Source organism: Pseudomonas sp. MCal1 (assembly GCF_026341415.1).
Lineage (GTDB): Bacteria > Pseudomonadota > Gammaproteobacteria > Pseudomonadales > Pseudomonadaceae > Aquipseudomonas.
Map to the genome: position 1 here is coordinate 55,767 of NZ_JAKUMP010000020.1, position 24,068 is coordinate 79,834.

Here is a 24,068-nt window from a genome sequence, read left to right on the forward strand (position 1 = left end):
CTGGCATTTGGCTTCGATGCGCCACTTCCGTTGCCATCACAGTCCCAACGCCCGTCTGACCGCAGTTTTAATGGCGTGAAACTCGTCTGTTGCAAGATGTGAGATCAGGTAAATGCGCTTGCCTTGCCGATCCCGGCTTTTGATCCGATCAAGCCGCGAAAGGCTGACCGTGGCAATCATGTCGCACTTTGCCCAACAAGTCGGACTGGCCCCCTGAAGGTGACTTGCAAGTTCAAGATGGTGCCCAAGCAAACAATCAGGGGCGGTGGTACTCAACGGCACTACTGTTACCAACAGGCTGTTGGTTCGATGTTTACGTATCACAACAACGGGTCTGACTTTGACCATCTCGGGGATTTCATAACCCCTGAAATCGCAAATCAAAACGCTGCCCTCCTTAGGCTGATATCGAAGTGGCATCCGTGACACTCGTTTGAAAAAGAACTGATTTTGCGCAACAACGGCCATATTCCCTAAGACAGTTCCGTTTCTCGAAATGTACGGAGTCGAGCCAACCAAACCAGTTCACCACAACTACACTCGCTCAAACAGGCCGATACACAACGCCTGCCGGAACGGCGAGCCCTGCCGGTCAAGTACTCGCGGTTCTCTTTCACCGTCAAGGAGACAACCATGCAAGCGAAAGCCCTGATCGCCGCCGCCCTCTTCAGCCTGCTTCCCAGCGCCAGCCACGCCACCAATCTGATGTACATGCCGTTCGAAACAGTCGTGTCGGATGCGATGCGTGCCGGGCGGCTGGATGGCAGTGTGAAGTTTTATCTGGTCGGCAACGGGCCTCAGGGCACTCAGCGGTTGTTGCAGCGCGGAGTGGTCAGTGACTTGAAGACCAACGGCTTCAACAAGAGCGATCACGACTCGTGCGAGTGGGTGCTGCAGTCGAATCTGATTGCGTTGCAGGCCGAAGCCAAGCGTGTCGGGGCGAATGCGGTGACCAATATCGTCAGCTACTACGACCAGCACGTACGCAAGGATCTGAATACTTACGAATGTCGCGCCGGGGTGTTTGTGACGCGCGTGGCATTGAAGGGGGATCTGGTGCGGCTGCCCTGATCAACCGGCTTCAACCTTGCGCGTGAGCAACTCGACGAATGCCTTGGCCATCGGTGATTTCTGGTCCTTGCGCTGCACCAGCCACACGGCCGAAATCGCTTCAGGATCGAGCAAGGGTCGATAAACCACGCCATCGATGCGCATCCGCTGATAGGACGCCGGCAGCACCGACACGCCCAAACCCGCCGCTACCAGACCGATGATGGTCATGGCTTCGCCCGCCTCCTGTGCAAAATGCGGACTGAATCCGGCATCTCGGGCCAGGTTGATGAGTTGCGAGTACAAACCACTGCCGTAGCTGCGCGGAAAAAACACAAACGGTTCGAGGGCCAGTGCCGAGAGGAACAGCCCCTCTTCAGAGCCCTGCGCCAGCGGATGTTTGGAGCTGAGCACGGCCACCAGCGGCTCGCGCATCAGTTCGACCACGCTGAGCGAATCCGGCAAACCCAGCGGCCGCATGATGCCGACCTCGATCGACTCGTCCACCAGCGCATCTGCCACCTGAGTGCTGCTCATCTCCCGCAGGTTCAGATGCACGGCCGGGAAGCGTTGGCGAAACGAGAAGATCGCCTGGGGAATGGTCGAGTTGAATGGCGCCGACGAGGTGAAGCCGATCTTCAGTTCACCCAGCTCGCCAAGTTGCGCGCGGCGGGCCACGTCGGCTGCTTTATCGACTTGCGCGAGCACCAGCCGCGCTTCCTCCAGAAACAGTCGCCCGGCCTCGCTGAGCTCGACCCGACGATTGGTACGCTCGAAAAGCCGCGCGCCGACTTCCTGTTCCAGTGCCTGAATCTGCTGGCTCAGCGGTGGCTGGGAGATACCCAGCACCTGTGCGGCGCGGCCAAAGTGCAGTTCTTCGGCCACGGCGATGAAGTAGCGCAGATGACGCAATTCCATGAACACTCCATTAGGTCGTTAAAACTATCAAACAGGTCGAACAATATATTGGATAGAAACATTAGCCAGCTATATGATTTTTTCACTGCCTGCCCGCACCCTCCGAGGTCCGATGTGAAAACCGCCGTCGCTCCACTGGCCCATGAAGTTCCGCCCGCTGCGGCGGACGATGTGCTGACCGAACTGCAAGAGATCTACATCGAGAAAGGCACGCCCGCGTTCATGCGCACGGTACTTGCGCTGTTCAGCGGCGGCTTCGCGACGTTCGCCCTGCTGTACTGCGTGCAGCCGATGATGCCGTTGCTGTCCCACGAATATTCGATCAACGCGGCGCAGAGCAGCCTGATCCTGTCGGTGGCCACCGGCATGCTGGCGTTCGGTCTGCTGATCACTGGCCCGATTTCCGATCGGATCGGGCGCAAACCGGTGATGGTTGCCGCACTGTTTGCCGCTGCGTTGTGCACCGTCGCCAGTTCGATGATGCCGAGCTGGCACGGCGTGCTGATCATGCGTGCGCTGATCGGGTTGTCGTTGAGTGGTCTGGCGGCGGTGGCAATGACGTACCTGAGCGAGGAAATTCACCCGCAGCACATCGGTCTGGCAATGGGTTTGTACATCGGCGGCAACGCGATCGGCGGGATGAGCGGGCGTCTGATCACCGGCGTGCTGATCGACTTCGTCAGCTGGCACACGGCGATGATGGTGATCGGTGGTCTGGCGCTGATCGCGGCGGCGGTATTCTGGAAAATCCTGCCGGAGTCGCGCAACTTCCGTTCCCGCTCGCTGCACCCACGCAGCCTGCTCGACGGCTTCACCATGCACTTTCGCGATGCCGGCCTGCCGCTGCTGTTCCTCGAAGCGTTCGTGCTGATGGGCGCGTTCGTCACCCTGTTCAACTACATCGGTTATCGCCTGCTGGCCGAGCCGTATCACCTGGATCAAGTGTTCGTGGGGCTGTTGTCGGTGGTGTACCTGTCGGGCATCTACAGCTCGGCGAAAATCGGTTCGCTGGCCGACAAACTGGGCCGCCGCAAAGTGCTGTGGGCCATCATTGCCCTGATGTTCGCCGGCCTCGCCCTGACGATGTTCACGCCGCTGCCACTGGTGATCGTCGGCATGCTGGTTTTCACCTTCGGCTTCTTCGGCGCCCACTCGGTGGCCAGCAGCTGGATCGGCCGCCGGGCGCTCAAGGCCAAGGGCCAGGCGTCGTCGCTGTACCTGTTCAGCTATTACGCCGGGTCGAGTATCGCCGGGACGGCAGGCGGGGTGTTCTGGCACCTTGGCGGCTGGAACGGTATTGGTTTGTTCAACGGCGCGCTATTGCTGGTGGCGCTGTTGGTGGCGTTGAAGCTGGCGAAGTTGCCGCCTTTGGGTGGTGGCGAAAAGGTTTAGCCACAACTGCGCCCTAGCAGTAACGGCGGGCCAAGGTACACTGACGGCATTCGTCTGCTTTGGTAAAGGAAGCCAGAATGCGCCTGGACCGTCTCCACATTAAGAATTTTCGTTGCTACGAAGATGCCACGTTCGACTTTCAGCCGGGATTCAATCTGGTGGTGGGGGTTAATGGGAGCGGGAAGACGTCGCTGCTGAATGCTGTAGCACAAAGCTTTAACGATATCTTCGGTTCAGTCGGCCATCCTATGACGCTTTCCGACGATGAAGATGTGCGCACGGTCATCAACCATCACGAAAATGGAAACCGATTCGAAAGGGTTTTTCCGCTGGTTTTAGAGGGCCACGGCAAAGCGTTTCAATCTTCATCCTGGGCTCGGGCAAAACATCAACCTTCACACGGTTCGATTCCTCCTATACCTGTGGTGGACATCAACGCTCTCAACTCATCCTCTGCGCTCGCAGGCAAGATTGACCTTCCGCTGATCGCCTTTTATCGAGCAGACCGCCGCTGGACTATCGCCAACACGTCTACCGAACAGGCTGCATCACTGAAACTGTCGCGACTTGATGGTTATAAGAATTGGTCGAACACAGCCACCAATCTGCAAGACTTTGAAAGTTGGTTCGTTAAAAAGACATTGGAGCAACTGCAAAAAGCTTTCCGGTCTGCAAAGCCAGTAACTGAGTTTTACGATGAGCTTTCACTGGTAAATTCTGCCTTGCAAGTGATGTTACCGGGCTCAAGTGGACTTTATTACGACGTCGAACTTGCGAGCTTGATTGTTGAAATGGGCGGCAACGCCACTTCGAAGTTCAGCAATCTAAGTGATGGTCAACGCGGGATGATTGCATTGTTCGCCGATATCGCCCGCCGCATGTGCATCCTCAACCCCCACATGGGCAAAGATGTCCTGAAAAACACCTCAGGCGTGGTCATCATCGACGAACTGGATATCCACCTTCACCCGGCCTGGCAACGCAGCATCGTGCCTGCATTGAGACAGGCTTTTCCCAAAGTCCAATTCATCGCCGCAAGCCACTCCCCACAAATCATCGGCAGCCTGAAACCTGAAGAAGTAATCCTGTTGCACAACGGGGATCCGACTCATCCGCGGGTCACCTACGGTCTGGATTCCAGCAGCGTGCTTGAAGAGGTAATGGGCGTTACGCAGCGCGAACCAGAAATCGAAGATCTGCTGTCCGAGCTTTTTTCCACGTTGGAAGACAACGACCTCGAAAAGGCAAAATCACAACTTGAGGCGCTGAAAAAGAAAGCTCCCGACCTACCGGAATTCGCCGGCGCCGAAGCACTGATCAGGCGCAAGGAGATTCTCGGCAAATGAAGCGAGTGCTCAAAGGAACTGAACCCGCTTCATTTACAGATTGGAAAAACTCGGCGAACGACGAGTGGAGCCCAACTTACCCAACGCTACAAAACCCGCAAAAACGGGATTTGCATAATGCCCTGCTTAAGGAGCAAGGCTTCTTCTGCTGTTATTGCGGCCAGGAAATAGATGCCTCGACCAGCCATATCGAGCACTTCAGACCTCAAGAGCATTTCGAAGAGTTGGCGTTGGAGTTTCACAACCTTCATGCCTCCTGCCTGCGAGAAACCAAGCCCGGCAATCCGTTGCACTGCGGCCATAAGAAGGGCAACTGGTTCGACGAAAACCAACATATTTCTCCCACCGACGAGAACTGTGAACAGCGCTTCCGATATCTGCGAACCGGCGAAATCCAGCCAAAAGATTCTGACGACCTTCCCGCCACAAAGATGATCGAGGTATTGGCGCTAGACATCGCCTACCTCAAAAATCGACGGCAGGACACAATCCGCCGCCTCTTCGATGATGAGTTTGTCATGCAAGTCAGCGAGGAAGAACTTGAGCGGTTGGTGACGGCGATCCGAAATACCGCGATTCCCGATCAAAAAACCTTCGACCACATCATCGCCCGCTACGCCGAACAGCTCCTTGGACGCTAAACCCATCGCAAACAAAAACGCCCGGCATAAGCCGGGCGTTTTTGTTTTCTACCATTAGAGCTGAGCGCCGATCACTGGTGATACTGCGCCGACAACTCATGTACGGCACGCAAGAACGCACCCGCATGCTCAGGATCAACTTCCGGCGTGATGCCGTGGCCGAGGTTGAACACGTGGCCGCTGCCCTTGCCGTAGCTGGCGAGGATGCGCCCGACTTCAGTGCGGATCGCTTCAGGTTTGGCATAGAGCACGGTCGGGTCCATGTTGCCTTGCAGCGCAACCTTGTCACCAACAAGGGCGCGGGCGTTGCCGATGTCGCAGGTCCAGTCCAGACCCAGCGCATCGGCGCCAGCGTCGGCGATGCTTTCCAGCCACAGGCCGCCGTTCTTGGTGAAGAGGATCACCGGCACTTTGCGACCGTCGTGCTCGCGGATCAGGCCGCTGACGATTTTCTTCATGTAGGCCAGGGAGAATTCCTGATACGCCGCCGCCGACAGGTTGCCGCCCCAGGTGTCGAAAATCTGCACCGCTTGCGCACCGGCCTGGATCTGGCCGTTGAGGTACCCAGTCACCGACTGCGCCAGCTTGTCCAGCAGCAGGTGCATGGCTTGCGGGTTGTCGTAGAGCATCGCCTTGGTCTTGCGGAAGTCTTTCGACGAGCCGCCTTCGACCATGTAGGTGGCGAGGGTCCACGGGCTGCCGGAGAAACCGATCAGCGGCACGCGACCGTTCAGTTCGCGGCGGATGGTGCTGACCGCGTCCATCACGTAGCCGAGGTCTTTGTGTGGATCCGGGATCGGCAGGGCTTCGATGTCGGCCAGGGTGCTGACGACTTTCTTGAAGCGCGGACCTTCACCGGTCTCGAAGTACAGGCCCTGGCCCATGGCATCGGGAATGGTGAGGATGTCGGAGAACAGGATCGCCGCGTCCAGTTGCGGATAGCGGTCGAGGGGTTGCAGCGTGACTTCGCAGGCGAATTCCGGATTCATGCACAGGCTCATGAAATCACCGGCCTGGGCGCGGCTGGCGCGGTATTCCGGCAGGTAGCGGCCGGCCTGGCGCATCATCCACACAGGGGTGATGTCTACGGGTTGCTTGAGCAGGGCGCGGAGGAAACGGTCGTTCTTCAGGGCAGTCATGTCGGCATCCGGAAAAAAAGTGCGGGCATTTTCTCAGAGCGCGACGCAAAAGGCACGGATGCAGGTCAGCCTTTTGTCTATCGGGTCAATTTGTCGCAACAAATACGGGGCATCAGCAACAGCGAGAAACAACTGTGGGAGCGAGCTTGCTCGCGAATAGGCCTGTACATCCAACATTGAAGTTGACTGACAGGCCGCTTTCGCGAGCAAGCTCGCTCCCACAGAGTTATTGCTTTTGTTTCAGGATCCGGGTTTAGACGCCCAGGTAATCCAGGATCCCTTCCGCCGCATTGCGGCCTTCGAAGATAGCCGTCACCACCAGGTCGGACCCGCGCACCATGTCGCCACCGGCGAAGATTTTCGGGTTGCTGGTCTGGTGCTTGTACTGACCTTGCTCGGGCGCAACGACGCGACCCTGGCTGTCGGTCTGGATCTCGAACTGCTCGAACCATGGCGCCGGGCTCGGGCGGAAACCGAAAGCGATGACCACGGCGTCGGCCGGAATGATCTCTTCGGAGCCCGGAATCGGCTCGGGGCTGCGACGGCCACGGGCGTCCGGTTCGCCGAGACGGGTCTCGACCACTTTCACGCCTTCGACCTTGTCCTCGCCAACGATGGCGATCGGCTGGCGGTTGTAGAGGAATTTCACGCCTTCTTCCTTGGCGTTCTTCACCTCTTTTCGCGAGCCGGGCATGTTCGCTTCGTCACGACGATAGGCGCAGGTCACCGACTTGGCGCCCTGGCGGATCGACGTGCGGTTGCAGTCCATCGCCGTGTCGCCGCCGCCCAGCACCACGACCTTCTTGCCTTTCATGTCGACGAAATCTTCCGGCGACTTTTCAAAGCCCAGGTTGCGGTTGACGTTGGCGATCAGGAAGTCCAGCGCGTCATACACGCCTGGCAGATCTTCACCGGCAAAACCGCCCTTCATGTAGGTGTAGGTACCCATGCCCATGAACACGGCATCGTATTCGGCGAGCAGCTGCTCCATGGTCACGTCCTTGCCGACCTCGGTGTTGAGGCGGAATTCGATGCCCATGCCGGTGAAGACTTCGCGGCGATTGCTCAGCACGGTCTTCTCGAGCTTGAACTCGGGGATGCCGAAGGTCAGCAGACCGCCGATTTCCGGGTTCTTGTCGAACACCACCGGAGTCACGCCGCCGCGCACCAGCACGTCGGCACAACCGAGGCCCGCCGGGCCCGCGCCGATGATCGCGACACGCTTGCCGGTCGGTTTGACCTTGGACATGTCCGGGCGCCAGCCCATGGCGAACGCGGTGTCGGTGATGTACTTCTCGACCGAACCGATGGTCACCGCACCGAAGCCGTCGTTAAGGGTGCACGCACCCTCGCACAGACGATCCTGCGGGCACACCCGGCCGCAGACTTCCGGCAGGGTGTTGGTCTGGTGCGACAGCTCGGCGGCCTGGAGGATGTTGCCCTCGGCTACCAGTTTCAACCAGTTCGGAATGAAGTTGTGCACCGGGCACTTCCATTCGCAATACGGGTTGCCGCAACCCAGGCAGCGGTGGGCCTGATCGGCCGACTGCTGGGGTTTGAACGGTTCGTAGATTTCCACGAATTCTTTCTTGCGTTGACGCAACAGTTTCTTCTTCGGATCCTTGCGCCCGACATCGATGAACTGGAAGTCGTTATTCAGACGTTCAGCCATTGTTAAAACCTCATCAAACTCTTCAGGCGCATATCACTGCGGGTTGGCACGGGTGCTGGAAAGCAACGACTTCAGGTTGGCAGCCTTCGGCTTGACCAGCCAGAAACGACGCAAGTAGTCATCGAGGTTCTCGGCGAGTTCACGACCCCACTCGCTGTCGGTTTCCGCGACGTACTCGTTCAGCACGTTCTGCAGGTGGCTGCGATAGGCTTCCATCGCCTCGCCGCTGATCCGCTGGATTTCCACCAGTTCGTGGTTGACCCGGTCAACGAAGGTGTTGTCCTGGTCGAGCACGTAGGCGAAACCACCGGTCATGCCAGAGCCGAAGTTGTAACCGGTCTTGCCCAGAACGCAGACAAAACCACCGGTCATGTACTCGCAGCAGTGATCGCCGGTGCCTTCCACAACCGTGTGGGCACCGGAGTTGCGCACGGCGAAACGCTCGCCTGCGGTGCCGGCGGCGAATAGCTTGCCGCCGGTGGCGCCGTACAGGCAGGTGTTGCCGATGATGGCGCTTTCCTGAGTCTTATAGACGCTGCCTTTCGGCGGCACGATGGTCAGCTTGCCACCGGTCATGCCTTTGCCGACGTAGTCGTTGGCGTCGCCTTCCAGGTACATGTTCAGACCGCCGGCGTTCCACACGCCGAAGCTCTGACCCGCAGTGCCCTTGAAGCGGAAGGTGATCGGCGCTTTCGCCATGCCCTGATTGCCGTGCTTGCGCGCGATTTCGCCGGAGATCCGTGCGCCGATCGAACGGTCGCAGTTGCAGATGTCCAGATCGAACTCGGCGCCGCTGAGGTCGTTGATCGCCGATGTCGCCATCTCGACCATTTTCTCGGCCAGCAGGCCCTGGTCGAATGGCGGGTTGCGCTCGACGCCGCAGAACTGAGGCTTGTCCGCCGGGATGTGATCGCTGCCCAGCAGCGGGGTCAGATCCAGGTGATGCTGCTTGGCGGTCTGGCCTTCGAGGACTTCCAGCAGATCGGTACGGCCGATCAGCTCCTCGAGGGAACGCACGCCCAGCTTGGCCAGCCACTCACGGGTTTCTTCGGCGACGTAGGTGAAGAAGTTCACCACCATGTCGACGGTGCCGATGTAGTGATCCTTGCGCAACTTCTCGTTCTGGGTGGCGACACCGGTGGCGCAGTTGTTCAGGTGGCAGATACGCAGGTATTTGCAGCCCAGAGCGATCATCGGCGCGGTGCCGAAGCCAAAGCTCTCGGCGCCGAGAATCGCTGCCTTGATCACGTCGAGACCGGTTTTCAGGCCGCCGTCGGTCTGCACCCGGACCTTGCCGCGCAGGTCGTTCCCGCGCAGGGTCTGGTGGGTTTCGGCAAGGCCGAGTTCCCACGGCGCACCGGCGTATTTGATCGAAGTCAGCGGCGAGGCACCGGTGCCGCCGTCGTAGCCGGAGATGGTGATCAAGTCCGCATAGGCCTTGGCCACACCGGCGGCGATGGTGCCGACGCCCGCTTCAGCCACCAGTTTCACCGAGACCAGTGCATTCGGGTTGACCTGTTTCAGGTCAAAGATCAGCTGCGACAAGTCTTCGATCGAATAGATGTCGTGGTGCGGCGGTGGCGAAATCAGGGTCACGCCCGGCACTGCGTAACGCAGCTTGGCGATCAGCCCGTTCACTTTACCGCCCGGCAGTTGACCGCCTTCACCCGGCTTGGCGCCCTGGGCAACCTTGATCTGCAGCACTTCGGCGTTGACCAGGTATTCCGGGGTCACCCCGAAACGGCCGGTCGCGACCTGTTTGATTTTCGAGCTCTTGATGGTGCCGTAGCGCGCCGGGTCTTCGCCGCCTTCGCCGGAGTTGGAACGCGCACCGAGGCGGTTCATGGCTTCGGCCAGGGCTTCGTGAGCTTCCGGCGACAGGGCGCCCAGCGAGATGCCGGCGGAGTCGAAGCGCTTGAGCACCGATTCCAGCGGCTCGACTTCGCTGATGTCCAGTGGTTTGTCGAGGGTCTTGACCTTGAACAGGTCGCGGATCATCGACACCGGGCGGTTGTCCACCAGCGAGGTGTATTCCTTGAATTTGGCGTAGTCGCCCTGTTGCACGGCGGCTTGCAGGGTGTTGACCACGTCCGGGTTGTAGGCGTGGTATTCGCCACCGTGGACGAACTTCAGCAGACCGCCCTGCTGGATCGGCTTGCGTGGACTCCAGGCTTCGGTGGCCAGAGCTTTCTGCTCGGCTTCGATGTCGACGAAACGCGCACCCTTGATACGGCTCGGCACGCCACGGAAGCTCAGCTCGCAGACTTCCTCGGACAGGCCGATGGCTTCGAACAGCTGAGCACCGCGATACGACGCGATGGTCGAGATGCCCATCTTCGACAGGATCTTCAACAGACCCTTGGTGATGCCCTTACGGTAGTTCTTGAACACCTCGTAGAGGTCGCCCAGCACTTCACCGGTCCGGATCAGGTCGCCCAGCACTTCGTACGCCAGGAACGGATAGACCGCCGAGGCGCCGAAACCGATCAGTACGGCGAAGTGGTGCGGATCGCGTGCAGTGGCGGTTTCAACCAGGATATTGGAGTCGCAGCGCAGGCCTTTTTCGGTCAGGCGATGGTGCACCGCGCCGGTGGCCAGCGAGGCGTGGATCGGCAGTTTACCCGGCGCGATATGGCGGTCGCTCAGGACGATCTGGGTACGACCGGCACGCACGGCTTCTTCAGCCTGATCGGCGACGTTGCGGATCGCCGCTTCGAGACCGACGCTTTCATCGTAGTTGAGATCGATGATCTGCCGCTCGAAACCCGGGCGGTCGAGGTTCATCAGCGAGCGCCACTTGGCCGGGGAAATGACCGGCGAGCTGAGGATCACGCGCGAGGCGTGTTCCGGCGATTCCTGGAAGATGTTGCGCTCGGCACCGAGGCAGATTTCCAGCGACATCACGATCGCTTCACGCAGCGGGTCGATCGGCGGGTTGGTCACCTGCGCAAACTGCTGGCGGAAATAGTCGTACGGCGTGCGCACGCGCTGGGACAGCACGGCCATCGGCGTGTCGTCGCCCATCGAACCAACGGCTTCATAGCCTTGTTCGCCAAGCGGACGCAGTACCTGATCGCGTTCTTCGAACGTGACCTGATACATCTTCATGTATTGCTTGAGTTGATCGACGTCGTAGAAAGCCGAACCGTGATCGTTGTCTTCCATGGTCGCCTGAATGCGCAGGGCATTCTTGCGCAGCCATTGCTTGTATGGATGACGGGATTTCAGACGGTTGTCGATCGCGTCGGTGTCGAGGATCTGCCCGGTTTCGATGTCCACGGCGAAGATCTGGCCCGGGCCGACACGGCCTTTGGCAATCACGTCTTCAGGCTTGTAGTCCCACACGCCGATTTCCGACGCGAGAGTGATGAAACCGTTGGTGGTGGTGACCCAGCGCGCCGGGCGCAGACCGTTACGGTCGAGCAGGCACACCGCGTAGCGACCGTCGGTCATTACCACGCCGGCCGGGCCGTCCCACGGCTCCATGTGCATCGAGTTGTACTCGTAGAACGCACGCAGGTCCGGGTCCATGGTTTCGACGTTCTGCCACGCTGGCGGAATGATCATCCGCACGCCACGGAACAGGTCGATGCCGCCGGTGACCATCAGTTCGAGCATGTTGTCCATGCTCGAGGAGTCGGAACCGACACGGTTGACCAGCGGGCCGAGTTCTTCCAGATCCATCAGATCGTTGGTGAACTTGGTGCGGCGGGCCTGGGCCCAGTTGCGGTTGCCGGTGATGGTGTTGATCTCGCCGTTGTGGGCGAGGAAGCGGAATGGCTGGGCCAGCGGCCATTTCGGCAGGGTGTTGGTGGAGAAGCGCTGGTGGAACACGCAGATTGCGGTTTGCAGGCGCTGGTCACCCAGGTCCGGATAGAACGCGGCCAGGTCGGCCGGCATCATCAGGCCTTTATAAATGATGGTCTTGTGGGAAAAGCTGCAGATGTAGTGGTCGGTATCGGCAGCGTTGGCCACGGAAGAACGACGACGGGCACTGAACAGCTTGACCGCCATGTCCTGATCGCTCAGGCCTTCGCCACCGATGTACACCTGCTCGATCTGCGGCAGGCGCTCAAGGGCCAGGCGGCCGAGGACGCTGGTGTCGATCGGCACTTTGCGCCAGCCGATCAGTTGCAGGCCTTCGGCCAGGATCTCGCGGTTCATGTTCTCGCGAGCGGCTTCGGCCTTGGCCGGATCCTGATTGAAGAAAACCATGCCCACGGCATATTGCTTGGGCAGCTCGACGCTGAAGGTTTCCTGGGCAATGGCACGCAGGAATACGTCGGGCTTTTGAATCAGCAGACCGCAACCGTCACCGGTCTTGCCGTCGGCATTAATCCCACCGCGGTGGGTCATGCAGGTCAGGGCCTCGATGGCCGTTTGCAAAAGGGTATGACTGGGTTCGCCCTGCATATGGGCTATCAGGCCGAAACCGCAGTTATCCTTGAATTCATCTGGTTGGTACAGACCTGCTTTCATAGACACTTTCTCACCAGGCTGCCTCTTGTCGAGGCAAATTTCTTTTCAATTCAACCACTTGCTTGCCGCGCCGAACGTACGCCGGCTTTGCGGGGGCAAAAGGGTGGTCATTGTACACAGCGACACAGAGGCTCACAAATTTGACGACGAAATGTCGCAAATTCATGTCGCATTTGTGAAAGGTTTAAAGCGATCTGCTGTGCTAGTCAAAACTTTTTTAATTTTGACCGCAACGACTCAAAGACTACTGTGACGCAGACACCACAAGGCACGCGACCTGAAAGGAAGCGCGCACTTGTAGAAATTTTGAGGTGCTTGGAGAGGCGGCCTGGGTAAGGCCGCCGAATCTTCAGCGAGTTGTTGCCAGTTCCTGTTGGACGCTGGCGACAGTGCGAGGCCAAGGTTTACCAGCCTGAACCTTCGCTGGCAAGGCCTTGATGGCAGAAACGGCTGCATCACGATTGGCGAAGTTGCCGTAGGTGATCACGTACAGAGGCTTGCCGTTGAGGACTTTCTTGAAGTAACGGTACTCACCGCCCTGCTCCTTGACGAAGTTTTGCGCGGTCGCTTCGGAGCTGGTGCCGAGGATCTGCACCACGTAGTTGCTGGTCGGCTGACCGGCGTACCAGCTGCCACCGGCTGCCTTGGCGACGGTGACCGGCTTCTCGGCAGGTTTGGCGGCGGCAACAGGCTTGGCAGGCGCAGGAGCCGGTTTGGCCGCTGGAGCGGCAGGAGCTGGCGCAGGCTTGGCGGTAGCGACCTGGGTTGGCGCCGGGGTCGGTTTGGCTGCCGGAACCGGAACCGGGGTCGGCGCAGGACCGGCCGGAACGCCCGCCGGTGGCGCAGTGGTGGTCACGGTCGGTGGCGTGTTGCTGGAACCTTCGACCGGCACACCGTCGTCGCCTTCGGTAATGCCGCCAGCCGCTTCAGCCAACGGACCGCGCATCACCGGTTGCGAGTTGCCGACCAGCGGCAGCGGCATCGGCTGGGTATTGCCGTTGAATTCGACGGACGGCGCGCCACCCGCCTGCGGCGTGCCCTGGCCCAATGGCAGTTGCGCCTGCTCGTTGGCCGGCGCACCGGTGGTCGGCGCCTTGTTGCGACCCGGCATCAGCCAGGCGGCAGCGACCGCGACCACAACGACGGCGGAAATCGCCAATACGTGTTTCTTCGGCATGTTGAACCCCATACTTGGACGCTTGACCGCGGAGCGGCTGGCAATCATGACTTCGATCAGAGCATCGCGAGCGACCTGGTTGATGTTGCCCGGCCAACCCTCGGAGCTTTCGTGAATATCAGAGATCTGATCCGCGGTGAAAAGTTCGACACCCCGGCCCGCGCCTTCCAGCCGCTGGTCGAGATACTCGCGGGTTTCTTCTTCGGTGTACGGCTGCAATTCGATGACGTGGAAGCGCTCTTCCTCAAGGTGCAAAGCCTCGAGCTGGGCGATCAGCGACGACTCACCGAACAGGAACACATGCGGGCGGCCTTCCGGAGCGCCGGCGCCCAGCGCCATCAGGGCCTCAAGCGCGGACTCGTCGAGCTGCTCGGCATCGTCAACCAGCAGATAGACTTCCTGCCCTGTCAGCGCCAACTGTACGACCTGATCGAGGATCGCCCCGACCTCGGCCTGCGCCACGTCCAGCGCCTGGGCGATCTGACGCAGCACACCGGCTGCATCGCCTGCGCCACGGGCGGAAACGACAACGCTCTGCACCGATTGCTTGTTGGTGCTGGCGACCAGCGCCTGACGCAGCAGGGTCTTGCCGCTGCCCTGCGGGCCGGTAACCACCAGCAGCAACTGGCTGTAACGCGCCAGATGATGCAGCTGCCCCAGCACCGGCTTGCGCTGGGCCGGGAAGAATTTGAAGCCCGGAACCCGCGGCGCGAAAGGGTCGTGACTTAACTGGAAATGGCCGAGGAACGCCTCGTCGGCATGCAAACTAGTCATCGGAATCTTATTAACCTTTAAGCTGAGCCAGAGCGCGGTAATCCGCTCCCAGCGTGGCCTGTAGAACCTCTTTCGGATAATCGTCGGTCACCACCGCTTCGCCCATCCGGCGCAGCAGCACCAGGCGCAAGCGACCGTCGATCACTTTTTTGTCAATTGCCATGTGTTCAAGAAAATCGGCTTCGGTCATCTCTTCCGGCGGGATCACCGGCAGACCGGCACGCTGGAACAGGCGGATGCCGCGATCACGCTCCTGCTCGCTGATCCAGCCGAGGCGCGCGGACATGTCCAGTGCCATCACGGTGCCAGCGGCGACCGCTTCGCCATGCAACCAGACACCATAGCCCATGTGGGTTTCGATGGCGTGGCCAAAGGTGTGGCCGAGATTGAGGGTGGCCCGCACGCCGGTTTCCTTCTCGTCCGCACCGACCACCGCAGCCTTGGCGGCGCAGGAGCGTTCGATAGCATAGGTCAGGGCCGTTTGATCCAGCGCGCGCAGGGCGTCAACGTTGTCTTCGAGCCAGGTCAGGAATGGCTCGTCGCAGATCAGACCGTACTTGATGACTTCCGCCAGGCCGGCCGACAGCTCGCGCGCGGGCAGGGTTTTCAGGGACGCAGTATCGATCAGCACCACGTTCGGCTGATAGAACGCGCCGACCATGTTCTTGCCCAGCGGATGGTTGATCCCGGTCTTGCCGCCCACCGACGAATCGACCTGGGACAGCAGCGTGGTAGGAATCTGGATGAAATCGACGCCACGCTGGTAGCAGGCGGCCGCGAAACCGGCCATGTCGCCGATTACGCCGCCGCCGAGGGCGATTACCGTGGTGCGGCGGTCATGACGGGCGGTCAGCAGGCCGTCGAAGATCAGTTGCAGGGTTTCCCAGTTCTTGAAGGCTTCGCCGTCGGGCAGCACCACGGAAATCACTGAGAACTGCGCCAGGCTGCGGGTCAGACGCTCGAGATAGAGCGGCGCAACGGTCTCGTTGGAGATGATTGCCACTTGCCGCCCGTGGATATGCGGGGCCAGCAATTCAGGCTGGTCCAGTAATCCTTCGCCAATATGAATCGGGTAGCTGCGCTCGCCTAGGTCGACCTTGAGTGTCTGCATGTGTCCCCACAGTGAAGATGGAAGCAGGCGTCCTGCCCTGAATTATTGGTTGTCTGCGGCCTGTAGCGGGTATGACGCCGCTCGCACGCCATCCGCCACAACCTCGGCGGGCTGTGACAGGACGCCGAGGATAGCGCATTTCGAGCGATGCTTTAACGGGGCGGAAGCTGCGCCAGGCGGTCGAGAATATCGAGCACGACCATGCGCGGTGGCCGCTCGTCGGTTTCCACCACCAGATCGGCGATTTCCCGATAGAGCGGATCCCGGATCGCCAGCAGATCGCGCAAGGTTTTCTCCGGATTGGCGGTGCGCAGCAACGGCCGGTTGCGATCGCGAGAGGTGCGGCCGACCTGCTGTTCGACAGATGCGTGCAGGTAGACCACCCGCCCGCCCTCGTGCAGGGCCTTGCGGTTGGCATCGCGCATCACCGCGCCGCCGCCGGTCGCCAGCACCACGCCGTCGAACGCGCACAACTCGGCGATCATCGCCTGCTCACGATCACGAAAGCCGGGCTCGCCTTCCTTGTCGAAGATCCACGGGATATTGGCGCCCGTGCGCAGTTCAATTTCCTTGTCGGAATCCTTGAACGGCAGGCGCAGCTCTTTGGCCAGTAATCGGCCGATGGTGCTTTTTCCAGCCCCCATCGGTCCTACAAGAATCAAATTTCGCACAGAATCAACGACTCACAGCAATCGCCTGGTTATTCATGATACGCGGAGTGAGAAATACCAGCAGCTCGGATTTTTTCTCCGAAACCACATCACGCCGGAAAAGGCGGCCAAGATACGGCACATCGCCAAGAAATGGCACCTTATCTACGACCTTGCTTTGAGTATTTGAGAAAACGCCCCCGATCACGATGGTCTCGCCGTCGTTCACCAGCACCTTGGCATTGACCTCGTTCTTCTTGATCGGCGGAACATCCTGCACTTTGTTCAGGTAATCCGGTTCGTCCTTGGTGACCTTCACCTCCATGATGATGCGGTTGTCCGGAGTGATCTGCGGCGTCACTTCCAGCGACAGCGACGCTTCCTTGAAGGACACCGACGTAGCGCCGCTGGAGCTGGCTTCCTGATACGGAATCTCGGTGCCCTTGAGGATTTTCGCGGTTTCCTTGTCGGAGGTGACCACCTTGGGCTGCGAGACGATTTCGCCGTTGCCGGTTTTCTCCATCGCGGTCAGCTCAAGGTCCAGCAAGACGTTGTCGGTGATGAATGCGATGCCGATCCCGGACGTGTTGTTGACTGTACCCATGTCGACGAACGGCGAGTTGGTGCTGGTGCTGCCCGGCGTGCCAATGGTGGTCGAAGAGCCGTTGCTGACCCCGGAAGTGTTCCAGTTGCCCTTGTTCTGGATCGAGCCGCCCCAGCGCACGCCCAGGCTCTTGTCGTAGTCGACGTTGGCCTCGACGATCCGCGCCTCGATCATCACCTGACGCACCGGAATATCCAGTTGCGCCACGATCCGCCGCAGCTCGTCGAGGCGATCCTGGGTCTGGTAGGCAATGATGTTGTTGGTCCGCTCATCGACGGTGATCGAACCCCGTTCGTCTACCTTGGCCTCGGCGCTGGTGACCGACTGGAACAACTTGGCGATGTCCGCAGCCTTGGCGTAGTTCACTTGCAGCAGCTCGCGGCGCAACGGCGCCAGCTCAGCGATCTGTTTCTGCGACTCCAGTTCCTGCCGTTCCCGCGCTGCAATCTCATCTGCGGGCGCCACCAGCAACACGTTGCCGACCTTGCGCTTGTCCAGGCCTTTGGTCTTGAGCACCAGATCCAGCGCCTGATCCCACGGCACGTTCTGCAGGCGCAAGGTAATGCCGCCCTGCACCGTATCGCTGGCCACCAGATTGAGGTTGGTGAAATCGGCGATCAGTTGCAGCACCGAACGCACATCGATGTCCTGAAAGTTGAGCGAGAGCTTTTCGCCGCTGTAGCTGTTGCGGTCGGCGTTGCGTTTTTGCAGGTCATCGATGGTCAATGGGCGGATGCTGACGGTCAGCTTGTTGTCGGTCTGGTAAGTGGAATACTCGAACGTACCGCTGGGTTCGACGGTGATCGTCGCCCGATCACCGCTGACACCGGCATTGACGAACTGCACCGGGGTGGCGAAATCCTTGACGTCGAGGCGTACCCGCAGCGGTTCGGGCAATTGGGTACGGGCGAAATTGAGCATGATCTTGCCGTCGTGCTCCTGGATGTCCGGAGCGATGGCAGGGTCGGACAAATCGATGACCACATTGCCCTCGCCCGCCGTGCCACGCTGGAAATCCACGCCGCGAATGGCTCTGGCAGTCGGCGTAAACGTGCGGCCTGGCGCGGCCACAGGTGCTGCGCGCGGTGAACGCGCCGCCGTACGCGGGGCAGCGACTTTGCTGCCTTGCCCGACCACCACGAACACCGTATTGCCTTCGACCCGGGTGTCGTAAGGTGCCAGTTGCGTCAGGCTGATGATCAGCCGCGTCCGGTTATTGGCCTCCACTACCGTGGCCGTGCGGGCATTGCCGCTGCCCAGGTCGCGAGTCTTGCTCGTCAGCTGACTGGCCACCCCCGGCAGATCGAGGGCGATCCTTGCCGGCGAATCGGTGGTGTAGCCTTTAGGTTGCGGGGGCGGGCCGTCGAACGACAGCTTCAGCTCGACCCGGTCGCCCGGCAGTGCCGCGACGTCCAGCGCCTTCAGATTGGCTGCCTGTACCATCGGCGAAAGCAGCGCTATCCATAGCGAAAAACCGAGGGTGGAGAAAATCCTGTTCATTGTTCGACTTCCACTTATGAATGCTCTTTCAAAGGAATGGTGCGCGGCCGCTCAAGCCAGGCACCCTGGCCATCCGGAACGATTTCCACCACATCGACTTGTGAAGCACTGATGGCGACGATGCGCCCGTCGTTGCGGCCCAGATAATCGCCGACCTTGAGCCTGTGGACGCCACCCGCCCCACGCAGCAGGGCGAAGGAACCTGAGGCGTTGGCAATCGTGCCGACCATTTCGAATTGCTCGATGTTGAAGCCTTCGAGGTATTGCTTGACCCGGTGGGGATCGGGTTTTACGTCGCGCGAGCCATGTTTCTGCCCGGCCAGGTCGACCCGCAACTGGCGCGAAAACGGACTGCGCAGGTTGGCAGCGCTATAGGTGAACGTAGGGAAGGAGCGGAAGGTCGGGGTCGGCTCGATCTTGCCCGGCGGGCGCAGACGCACTTCATTCATATAAGCGTCGAGGTCGCTGAAGTCATCGCCGCCACAACCACCGAGCATCAATACCAATGCCGACAAGGCGATAAAACGGATCGGGCTCATTTCTGCAGCCCCTTGTCGTTATAGCGGTAGGTCTTGGCGAGGATGCTCATGCGCAACTTCGGTCCGCCTTCGGGATTGGCCGGCGCCAGCTCGAAATCGTGCAGGGTGACGATCCGTGGCAAACCGGCCACGCCGCTGACGAAAGTCGCGAGGTCGTGATAGGCACCGGTCACGGTGATCTGGATGGGCAGCTCGATGTAGAACTGCTGGGTGACCTCCGGCAGCAGCTTGATCTCCTCGAACTCAAGACCGCTGCCCAGCCCGGTGCGGGTGATGTCTTCCAGCAACCCCGGCACTTCGGTGTCACTGGGCAGTTGCCGCAACAGTACGCCGAACGAGTTTTCCATCTCTTTCATCTGTTGGGTGTACAGCTCCAGATTAGCCGCCATGCGCGCCTTGCTCGCGAACTGCTCCTTGAGAGTCGTCTCCTCCTCACGCTTGAGCTCGAGCTGGTTCTCCAGGTCACTGATGTAAAAGTTATAGCCAAGCGCCAGGACCAGCACCATCAACAGCCCGCCGGCCAGAGTTTTGACCACTGGCGGCCAGGAGCCGATGTTGCTGGTGTCCAGGTCGTTGAAATCGACATTGCGCAGGCTTTGCAGCCACTCGGACGGCTTCATTGCTCGCCCTCCTCGAGCCTGGGTCGAGTCTGGCGAACGGTCAGTTGAAAGACATTGGCCTGATCCACTTGGCCGGCGGTGGTGGCTTTCACTTCATTGAGGTTGGGCGCGTCGAACCAATCGGACGCGTCGAGGTTGCGCATCAGGTCGGATACGCGATTGTTGGACTCCGCTGCACCGCTGATCGACAGGGTCTTGCCGACCATTTTCACATCGGTGAAATACACCCCGTCAGGCAAGGTGCGCGCCAGCTGATCGAAGATCCGCCCGCTGATCTGCCGGTTGCCCTGCAAGTCCTGGATGATGCGCATGCGCTCCACCAGTTGCTGGCGACGGGCCTTGAGCTCGCTGATTTGCTTGATCCGCTCGTCGATTACTTCGATCTGCTTGCCAATGTAGTCATTGCGCGCCACCTGCCGGGCGATGGCGGCGCTGATGATCTGATCGGCAATGAGCACTGCCCCCACCGAACCGACCACCACACCGATCAAGACCAGCAGGAAGCGTTTGCGCCGTTCTTCGCGGCGCTCTTCGCGCCAGGGTAAAAGGTTGATCCGCGCCATCAGTCGAAACTCCTGAGCGCGAGCCCGCAGGCGATCATCAGGGCCGGCGCATCGCTTGCCAGCGCCCCGGCGTTGACTTTGCTGCTCAAGGCCATGTCGGAAAACGGGTTGGCAACCTGGGTCGGGGTGTTCAGGCGCTCTTCGATCAGCCGGTCGAGCCCGGGCACCGACGCCGTGCCGCCGGCCAACAGTATGTGGTCGACGGCGTTGTACTGGCCGGAGGCGAAAAAGAACTGCAGGGAGCGCGACACCTGCTGCACCAGCGCCTCGCGAAACGGTTGCAGCACCTCGCTGACGTAGTCGTCCGGCAGCCCACCCTGCTTCTTGGCGAGCCCCGCCTGCTCAAGGGTCAGACCATAACGGCGCTGGATTTCCTCGGTCAGTTGTCGACCACCGAACAATTGTTCGCGGGTGTAGATGATCCGGCCATTGTGCAGGACGCTGAGGGTGGTCATGGTGGCGCCGATGTCGACCACGGCCACCGTCAGCCGGTCCTGGGACGCGGCCAGTTGCGTGGCCAGCAGGCCGAACGAACGTTCCAGCGCATAGGCTTCGACATCCACCACCCGCGCAGTCAGCCCGGCCAGTGCGAGCGCCGCTTCGCGGACTTCGACGTTTTCCTTGCGACAGGCGGCCAGCAGCACGTTGACCCGCTCGGGGTTGCGCGGCGAGACGCCCTGGACTTCGAAGTCGATGGCAACCTCGTCCAGCGGATAGGGAATGTATTGATCGGCCTCGATTTTGAGCTGGTTTTCCAGTTCGTCGTCGGACAGCCCGGCGTCCATCTCGATGACCTTGGTGATCACCGCCGAACCGGCCACCGCCACTGCCACGGTTTTCAGCCCGGTGCGTGCCTTGACCAGGACCCGGGACAGGGCCTGGCCGACGCCCTCGAGCTCGGCGATGTTCTTTTCGACCACGGCACTCGCCGGCAACGGCTCCACCGCATACGCCTCGACCCGGTAGCGCTCCCCCTGACGACTCAGCTCCAGCAGCTTCACCGATGTGGAACTGATGTCGATCCCCAGTAACGTATTGGCCTTTTTATTGAAGAGTCCTAGCACTACCAATTCCCTATGACTATCCGTGAGTTACGGACTCTGTAATGCGCATTGCGTTCCCTCGCCCCGTCTTGACAGAAGCGCAAATGACGCCCTCAGCGGAAAAGTGCTTATAATGCCCAGCGTTTTTTTCCGCTTTTTACTGCCGGCGCGGGTCGTTCTGTGTTAACCGGAACCCTGTCGCCCAATTCATTCTTTGCCGTGGATGTCCAAAAGCCTTGATTCGTCTGCTGAAATTTTTCGGTTGGTCCATCGTCGCCGTTTTCTGCGGACTGCTTTTAGGTCTCAGCGGCGCGTTTCTTTACCTTAGTCCGGGTTTGCCATCTGTGGAGGCGCTGAGAAGCATTCAGTTGCAGATTCCGCTCCGGGTCTACAGCAGCGACAACAAGTTGATCGCAGAATTTGGCGAAATGCGCCGTACACCGATCCGTTTCGCCGACATTCCCCCCAATTTCATCAATGCGTTACTAAGTGCTGAAGACGACAACTTCGCCAATCACTACGGCGTCGATCCGAGCAGCCTGATGCGCGCCGCGACCCAACTGGTCAAAAGCGGGCACATCCAGTCCGGCGGCAGCACCATCACCATGCAGGTGGCGAAGAACTTCTTCCTGACCAGCGAACGCAGCTTTTCGCGCAAGACCACTGAAATCCTCCTGGCGCTGCAGATCGAACGACAGCTGACCAAGGACGAGATCCTCGAGCTGTACGTGAACAAGATCTATCTGGGCAACCGCGCCTACGGCATCGAGGCGGCGGCGCAGGTGTATTACGGCAAGTCGATCCGCGATGTCAGCCTGGCGCAGATGGCGATGATCGCCGGTCTGCCGAAAGCCCCGTCGCGCTTCAACCCGCTGGCCAACCCGGCGCGCAGCAAGGAGCGTCGCGACTGGATCCTTGGCCGCATGTACAAGCTCGGCAAGATCACCGAAGCCGACTACACCGCCGCGGTCAACGAGCCACTGAACGCCAGCTATCACGTGCCGACCCCGGAAGTGAACGCGCCGTATATCGCCGAAATGGCCCGTGCGGAAATGGTCGGCCGCTACGGCAGCGACGCGTACACCGAAGGTTTCCGCGTCACCACCACGGTGCCGAGCAACCTCCAGGAAATGGCCAACACCGCGCTGCACGAAGGCCTGATGACCTACGATCAGCGTCACGGCTACCGTGGCCCCGAATCGCGCCTGCCGGGCAAGACCCGTGAAGCCTGGGCCACCGAACTGACCAAGCAACGCACCATCAGCAGCCTTGAGCCGGCCATCGTCACCCAGGTCGACAAGAACGGCCTGCAGGTACTGACCCGCACCGGCGAAGAGCACGTAGCGTGGGACACCATGAAATGGGCCCGTCCGTTCCTCAATACCAACAGCATGGGCGCCAACCCGCGTCAGCCGTCGGATGTGGCGCAGGTCGGCGATCTGATTCGCGTGCAACGCCAGCCGAACAATTCGCTTAAGTTCAGCCAGATCCCCCAGGCACAAGGCGCGCTGGTGTCGCTGGATCCGCAGAACGGCGCGATCCGTTCGCTGGTCGGCGGTTTCGCCTTCGAGCAGAGCAACTACAACCGCGCGATGCAGGCCAAGCGTCAGCCGGGCTCGAGCTTCAAGCCGTTCGTCTACAGCGCCGCGCTGGATAACGGCTACACCGCCGCCAGCCTGGTCAACGATGCGCCGATCGTGTTCGTCGACGAATACCTGGACAAGGTCTGGCGTCCGAAGAACGACACCAACACGTTCCTCGGCCCGATCCGTTTGCGTGAAGCGCTCTATAAGTCGCGCAACCTGGTTTCGATCCGCCTGCTGCAGGCGATGGGCGTAGGCAAGACCATCGACTACATCACCCGCTTCGGCTTCAACAAGCAGGACCTGCCGCCAAACCTTTCGCTGGCACTGGGCACCGCGACCCTGACGCCGATGGAAATCGCCACCGGCTGGAGCACCTTCGCCAACGGCGGTTACAAGATCACTCCGTACATCATCGACAAGATCGAAAGCCGCAACGGCGAGACGCTTTTCGTCGCCAACCCGCCGACCGTACCGCAGGGCGGCGCGGCCACCGACGGCATTGCGGCACCGGCGACCCAATCGATCACCGTCGACGCAGCACCGGTTCCGGGTGAAGCGCCGGGCAGCGCCGCTGTGCCGCAGGCACCGGCAGTCGCCGAGCGCATCGTCGATGGCCGTACCACCTACATCCTCAACAGCATGCTGCAGGACGTGATCAAGCTCGGCACCGGCCGTCGTGCACTGGCCATGGGCCGCAGCGACATCGCGGGCAAAACCGGTACCACCAACGAATCCAAGGATGCGTGGTTCTCCGGTTACAACGCCGATTACGTGACCACCGTGTGGACTGGTTTCGACCAGCCGGAAAGCCTCGGTCGCCGGGAGTTCGGCGGCACCGTGGCACTGCCGATCTGGATGAACTACATGAGCGCCGCGCTGAAGGACAAGCCGCCGCACGTCCAGCCAGAGCCGGAAGGCATCCTCAGCCTGCGGGTGGATCCGGTCAGCGGCCGTGCAGCCTCGCCGAGCACACCGGGTGCGTACTTCGAGCTGTTCAAGGCCGAGGACACGCCGCCGTCGGTCAACGAGATCGGCAATGGCACCGTGCCGGGCAGCCCGCTGCCGGCGGATGAGCAGGCGCCGATCGATCTGTTCTGATCCTGATCCTGAACCGCTAAAAAGCCCCGCCTTCAATTGAAGTGCGGGGCTTTTTATTGCCTGTTCATTTTGTGTGGTCCGGGCCCTCCTCTTCGCGGACAAGCCCGCTCCCGCAGTAACCACAAAACTCTGTGGGAGCGGGCTTGCCCGCGAAGAGGCCCTTAAG

18 protein-coding genes are annotated in these 24,068 nt (G+C 60.4%); 5 read left to right on the top strand and 13 right to left on the bottom strand.

The genetic code is table 11. The annotated features are described in order from the left end of the window. Positions 1-36: 36 nt before the first annotated feature. Positions 37-468, bottom strand: coding sequence for a type II toxin-antitoxin system PemK/MazF family toxin (locus tag MKZ87_RS26960; RefSeq protein WP_323873478.1), 432 nt, complete (start codon positions 466-468; stop codon positions 37-39). 165 nt (positions 469-633) lie between these two features. Between MKZ87_RS26960 and MKZ87_RS26965 the strand changes: the two genes are divergently transcribed. Beyond that, the gene (locus MKZ87_RS26965; RefSeq protein WP_236193093.1) at positions 634-1,071 is read left to right on the top strand and encodes an excinuclease; all 438 of its coding nucleotides are present in this window, start codon (positions 634-636) and stop codon (positions 1,069-1,071) included. On the opposite strand, the gene MKZ87_RS26970 is transcribed toward MKZ87_RS26965, so the two are convergent. After that, positions 1,072-1,968 carry a LysR family transcriptional regulator gene (locus MKZ87_RS26970; RefSeq protein ID WP_085701104.1) on the bottom strand — a complete coding sequence of 299 codons (897 nt, stop codon included), beginning with the start codon at positions 1,966-1,968 and terminating at the stop codon, positions 1,072-1,074. It abuts the gene before it with no gap. A gap of 114 nt (positions 1,969-2,082) precedes the next feature. Here MKZ87_RS26970 and MKZ87_RS26975 point away from each other — a divergent pair, with 114 nt between their 5' ends. The 3 genes from MKZ87_RS26975 (at position 2,083) to MKZ87_RS26985 (ending at position 5,347) form a co-directional block, all read left to right on the top strand. Beyond that, positions 2,083-3,360: an MFS transporter gene (locus MKZ87_RS26975; protein WP_085704949.1), complete on the top strand. Its 1,278-nt coding sequence runs from the start codon at positions 2,083-2,085 to the stop codon at positions 3,358-3,360. A 77-nt stretch (positions 3,361-3,437) separates the two neighbouring features. After that, the gene (locus tag MKZ87_RS26980) at positions 3,438-4,706 is read left to right on the top strand and encodes an AAA family ATPase (protein WP_085701106.1); all 1,269 of its coding nucleotides are present in this window, start codon (positions 3,438-3,440) and stop codon (positions 4,704-4,706) included. Then, positions 4,703-5,347, top strand: coding sequence for a retron system putative HNH endonuclease (locus tag MKZ87_RS26985; RefSeq protein ID WP_085704947.1), 645 nt, complete (start codon positions 4,703-4,705; stop codon positions 5,345-5,347). The genes MKZ87_RS26980 and MKZ87_RS26985 overlap by 4 nt, the downstream gene beginning before the upstream one ends. A gap of 71 nt (positions 5,348-5,418) precedes the next feature. Here the strand turns inward: MKZ87_RS26985 and hemE are convergent, their stop codons facing one another. The 11 genes from hemE to MKZ87_RS27040 form a co-directional block, all read right to left on the bottom strand. Further along, complete coding sequence (gene hemE, locus MKZ87_RS26990; protein WP_085704945.1) at positions 5,419-6,486, bottom strand: uroporphyrinogen decarboxylase; 1,068 nt, start codon at positions 6,484-6,486, stop codon at positions 5,419-5,421. A 253-nt stretch (positions 6,487-6,739) separates the two neighbouring features. Then, complete coding sequence (locus MKZ87_RS26995) at positions 6,740-8,158, bottom strand: FAD-dependent oxidoreductase (RefSeq protein WP_007909438.1); 1,419 nt, start codon at positions 8,156-8,158, stop codon at positions 6,740-6,742. Positions 8,159-8,191: 33 nt separating this feature from the next. Next, positions 8,192-12,637, bottom strand: a complete 4,446-nt coding sequence (gene gltB, locus MKZ87_RS27000; protein ID WP_085704943.1) for a glutamate synthase large subunit — start codon at positions 12,635-12,637, stop codon at positions 8,192-8,194. Positions 12,638-12,986: 349 nt separating this feature from the next. Beyond that, complete coding sequence (locus MKZ87_RS27005) at positions 12,987-14,588, bottom strand: AAA family ATPase (protein ID WP_085698120.1); 1,602 nt, start codon at positions 14,586-14,588, stop codon at positions 12,987-12,989. Positions 14,589-14,598: 10 nt separating this feature from the next. Beyond that, positions 14,599-15,699 carry a 3-dehydroquinate synthase gene (gene aroB, locus MKZ87_RS27010; protein ID WP_085704941.1) on the bottom strand — a complete coding sequence of 367 codons (1,101 nt, stop codon included), beginning with the start codon at positions 15,697-15,699 and terminating at the stop codon, positions 14,599-14,601. A gap of 152 nt (positions 15,700-15,851) precedes the next feature. Beyond that, entirely contained in the window at positions 15,852-16,370 is a 519-nt protein-coding gene (gene aroK / locus MKZ87_RS27015) for a shikimate kinase AroK (RefSeq protein ID WP_011332081.1), read from the bottom strand. Positions 16,371-16,374: 4 nt separating this feature from the next. Next, on the bottom strand, positions 16,375-18,453 hold the full coding sequence (gene pilQ, locus MKZ87_RS27020) for a type IV pilus secretin PilQ (protein WP_234206304.1): 2,079 nt from the start codon (positions 18,451-18,453) through the stop codon (positions 16,375-16,377). Positions 18,454-18,467: 14 nt separating this feature from the next. Beyond that, a complete protein-coding gene (locus MKZ87_RS27025; protein ID WP_085704938.1) occupies positions 18,468-18,992 on the bottom strand; it encodes a pilus assembly protein PilP in 525 nt (174 codons plus the stop codon). Continuing rightward, a complete protein-coding gene (pilO, locus tag MKZ87_RS27030; protein WP_085698116.1) occupies positions 18,989-19,612 on the bottom strand; it encodes a type 4a pilus biogenesis protein PilO in 624 nt (207 codons plus the stop codon). The genes MKZ87_RS27025 and pilO overlap by 4 nt, the downstream gene beginning before the upstream one ends. Continuing rightward, positions 19,609-20,175 carry a PilN domain-containing protein gene (locus tag MKZ87_RS27035; protein ID WP_085698115.1) on the bottom strand — a complete coding sequence of 189 codons (567 nt, stop codon included), beginning with the start codon at positions 20,173-20,175 and terminating at the stop codon, positions 19,609-19,611. Before MKZ87_RS27035 ends, pilO begins: the two co-directional genes overlap by 4 nt. Further along, a complete protein-coding gene (locus MKZ87_RS27040; RefSeq protein ID WP_007952389.1) occupies positions 20,175-21,239 on the bottom strand; it encodes a pilus assembly protein PilM in 1,065 nt (354 codons plus the stop codon). Before MKZ87_RS27040 ends, MKZ87_RS27035 begins: the two co-directional genes overlap by 1 nt. A gap of 218 nt (positions 21,240-21,457) precedes the next feature. On the opposite strand from MKZ87_RS27040, the gene MKZ87_RS27045 reads away from it, so the two are divergent. Continuing rightward, entirely contained in the window at positions 21,458-23,902 is a 2,445-nt protein-coding gene (locus tag MKZ87_RS27045; RefSeq protein ID WP_371918985.1) for a penicillin-binding protein 1A, read from the top strand. The last annotated feature ends 166 nt before the right edge of the window (positions 23,903-24,068 follow it).

Coding starts and splice junctions, on each gene's coding strand:
- aroB (WP_085704941.1), bottom strand. CDS start 15,699: ATGCAGACACTCAAGGTCGACCTAGGCGAGCGCAGCTACCCGATTCAT.
- MKZ87_RS26960 (WP_323873478.1), bottom strand. CDS start 468: ATGGCCGTTGTTGCGCAAAATCAGTTCTTTTTCAAACGAGTGTCACGG.
- MKZ87_RS26965 (WP_236193093.1), top strand. CDS start 634: ATGCAAGCGAAAGCCCTGATCGCCGCCGCCCTCTTCAGCCTGCTTCCC.
- MKZ87_RS26980 (WP_085701106.1), top strand. CDS start 3,438: ATGCGCCTGGACCGTCTCCACATTAAGAATTTTCGTTGCTACGAAGAT.
- MKZ87_RS26985 (WP_085704947.1), top strand. CDS start 4,703: ATGAAGCGAGTGCTCAAAGGAACTGAACCCGCTTCATTTACAGATTGG.
- MKZ87_RS27035 (WP_085698115.1), bottom strand. CDS start 20,175: ATGGCGCGGATCAACCTTTTACCCTGGCGCGAAGAGCGCCGCGAAGAA.
- gltB (WP_085704943.1), bottom strand. CDS start 12,637: ATGAAAGCAGGTCTGTACCAACCAGATGAATTCAAGGATAACTGCGGT.
- MKZ87_RS26995 (WP_007909438.1), bottom strand. CDS start 8,158: ATGGCTGAACGTCTGAATAACGACTTCCAGTTCATCGATGTCGGGCGC.
- MKZ87_RS27005 (WP_085698120.1), bottom strand. CDS start 14,588: ATGACTAGTTTGCATGCCGACGAGGCGTTCCTCGGCCATTTCCAGTTA.
- pilO (WP_085698116.1), bottom strand. CDS start 19,612: ATGAAGCCGTCCGAGTGGCTGCAAAGCCTGCGCAATGTCGATTTCAAC.
- MKZ87_RS27025 (WP_085704938.1), bottom strand. CDS start 18,992: ATGAGCCCGATCCGTTTTATCGCCTTGTCGGCATTGGTATTGATGCTC.
- MKZ87_RS26970 (WP_085701104.1), bottom strand. CDS start 1,968: ATGGAATTGCGTCATCTGCGCTACTTCATCGCCGTGGCCGAAGAACTG.
- pilQ (WP_234206304.1), bottom strand. CDS start 18,453: ATGAACAGGATTTTCTCCACCCTCGGTTTTTCGCTATGGATAGCGCTG.
- hemE (WP_085704945.1), bottom strand. CDS start 6,486: ATGACTGCCCTGAAGAACGACCGTTTCCTCCGCGCCCTGCTCAAGCAA.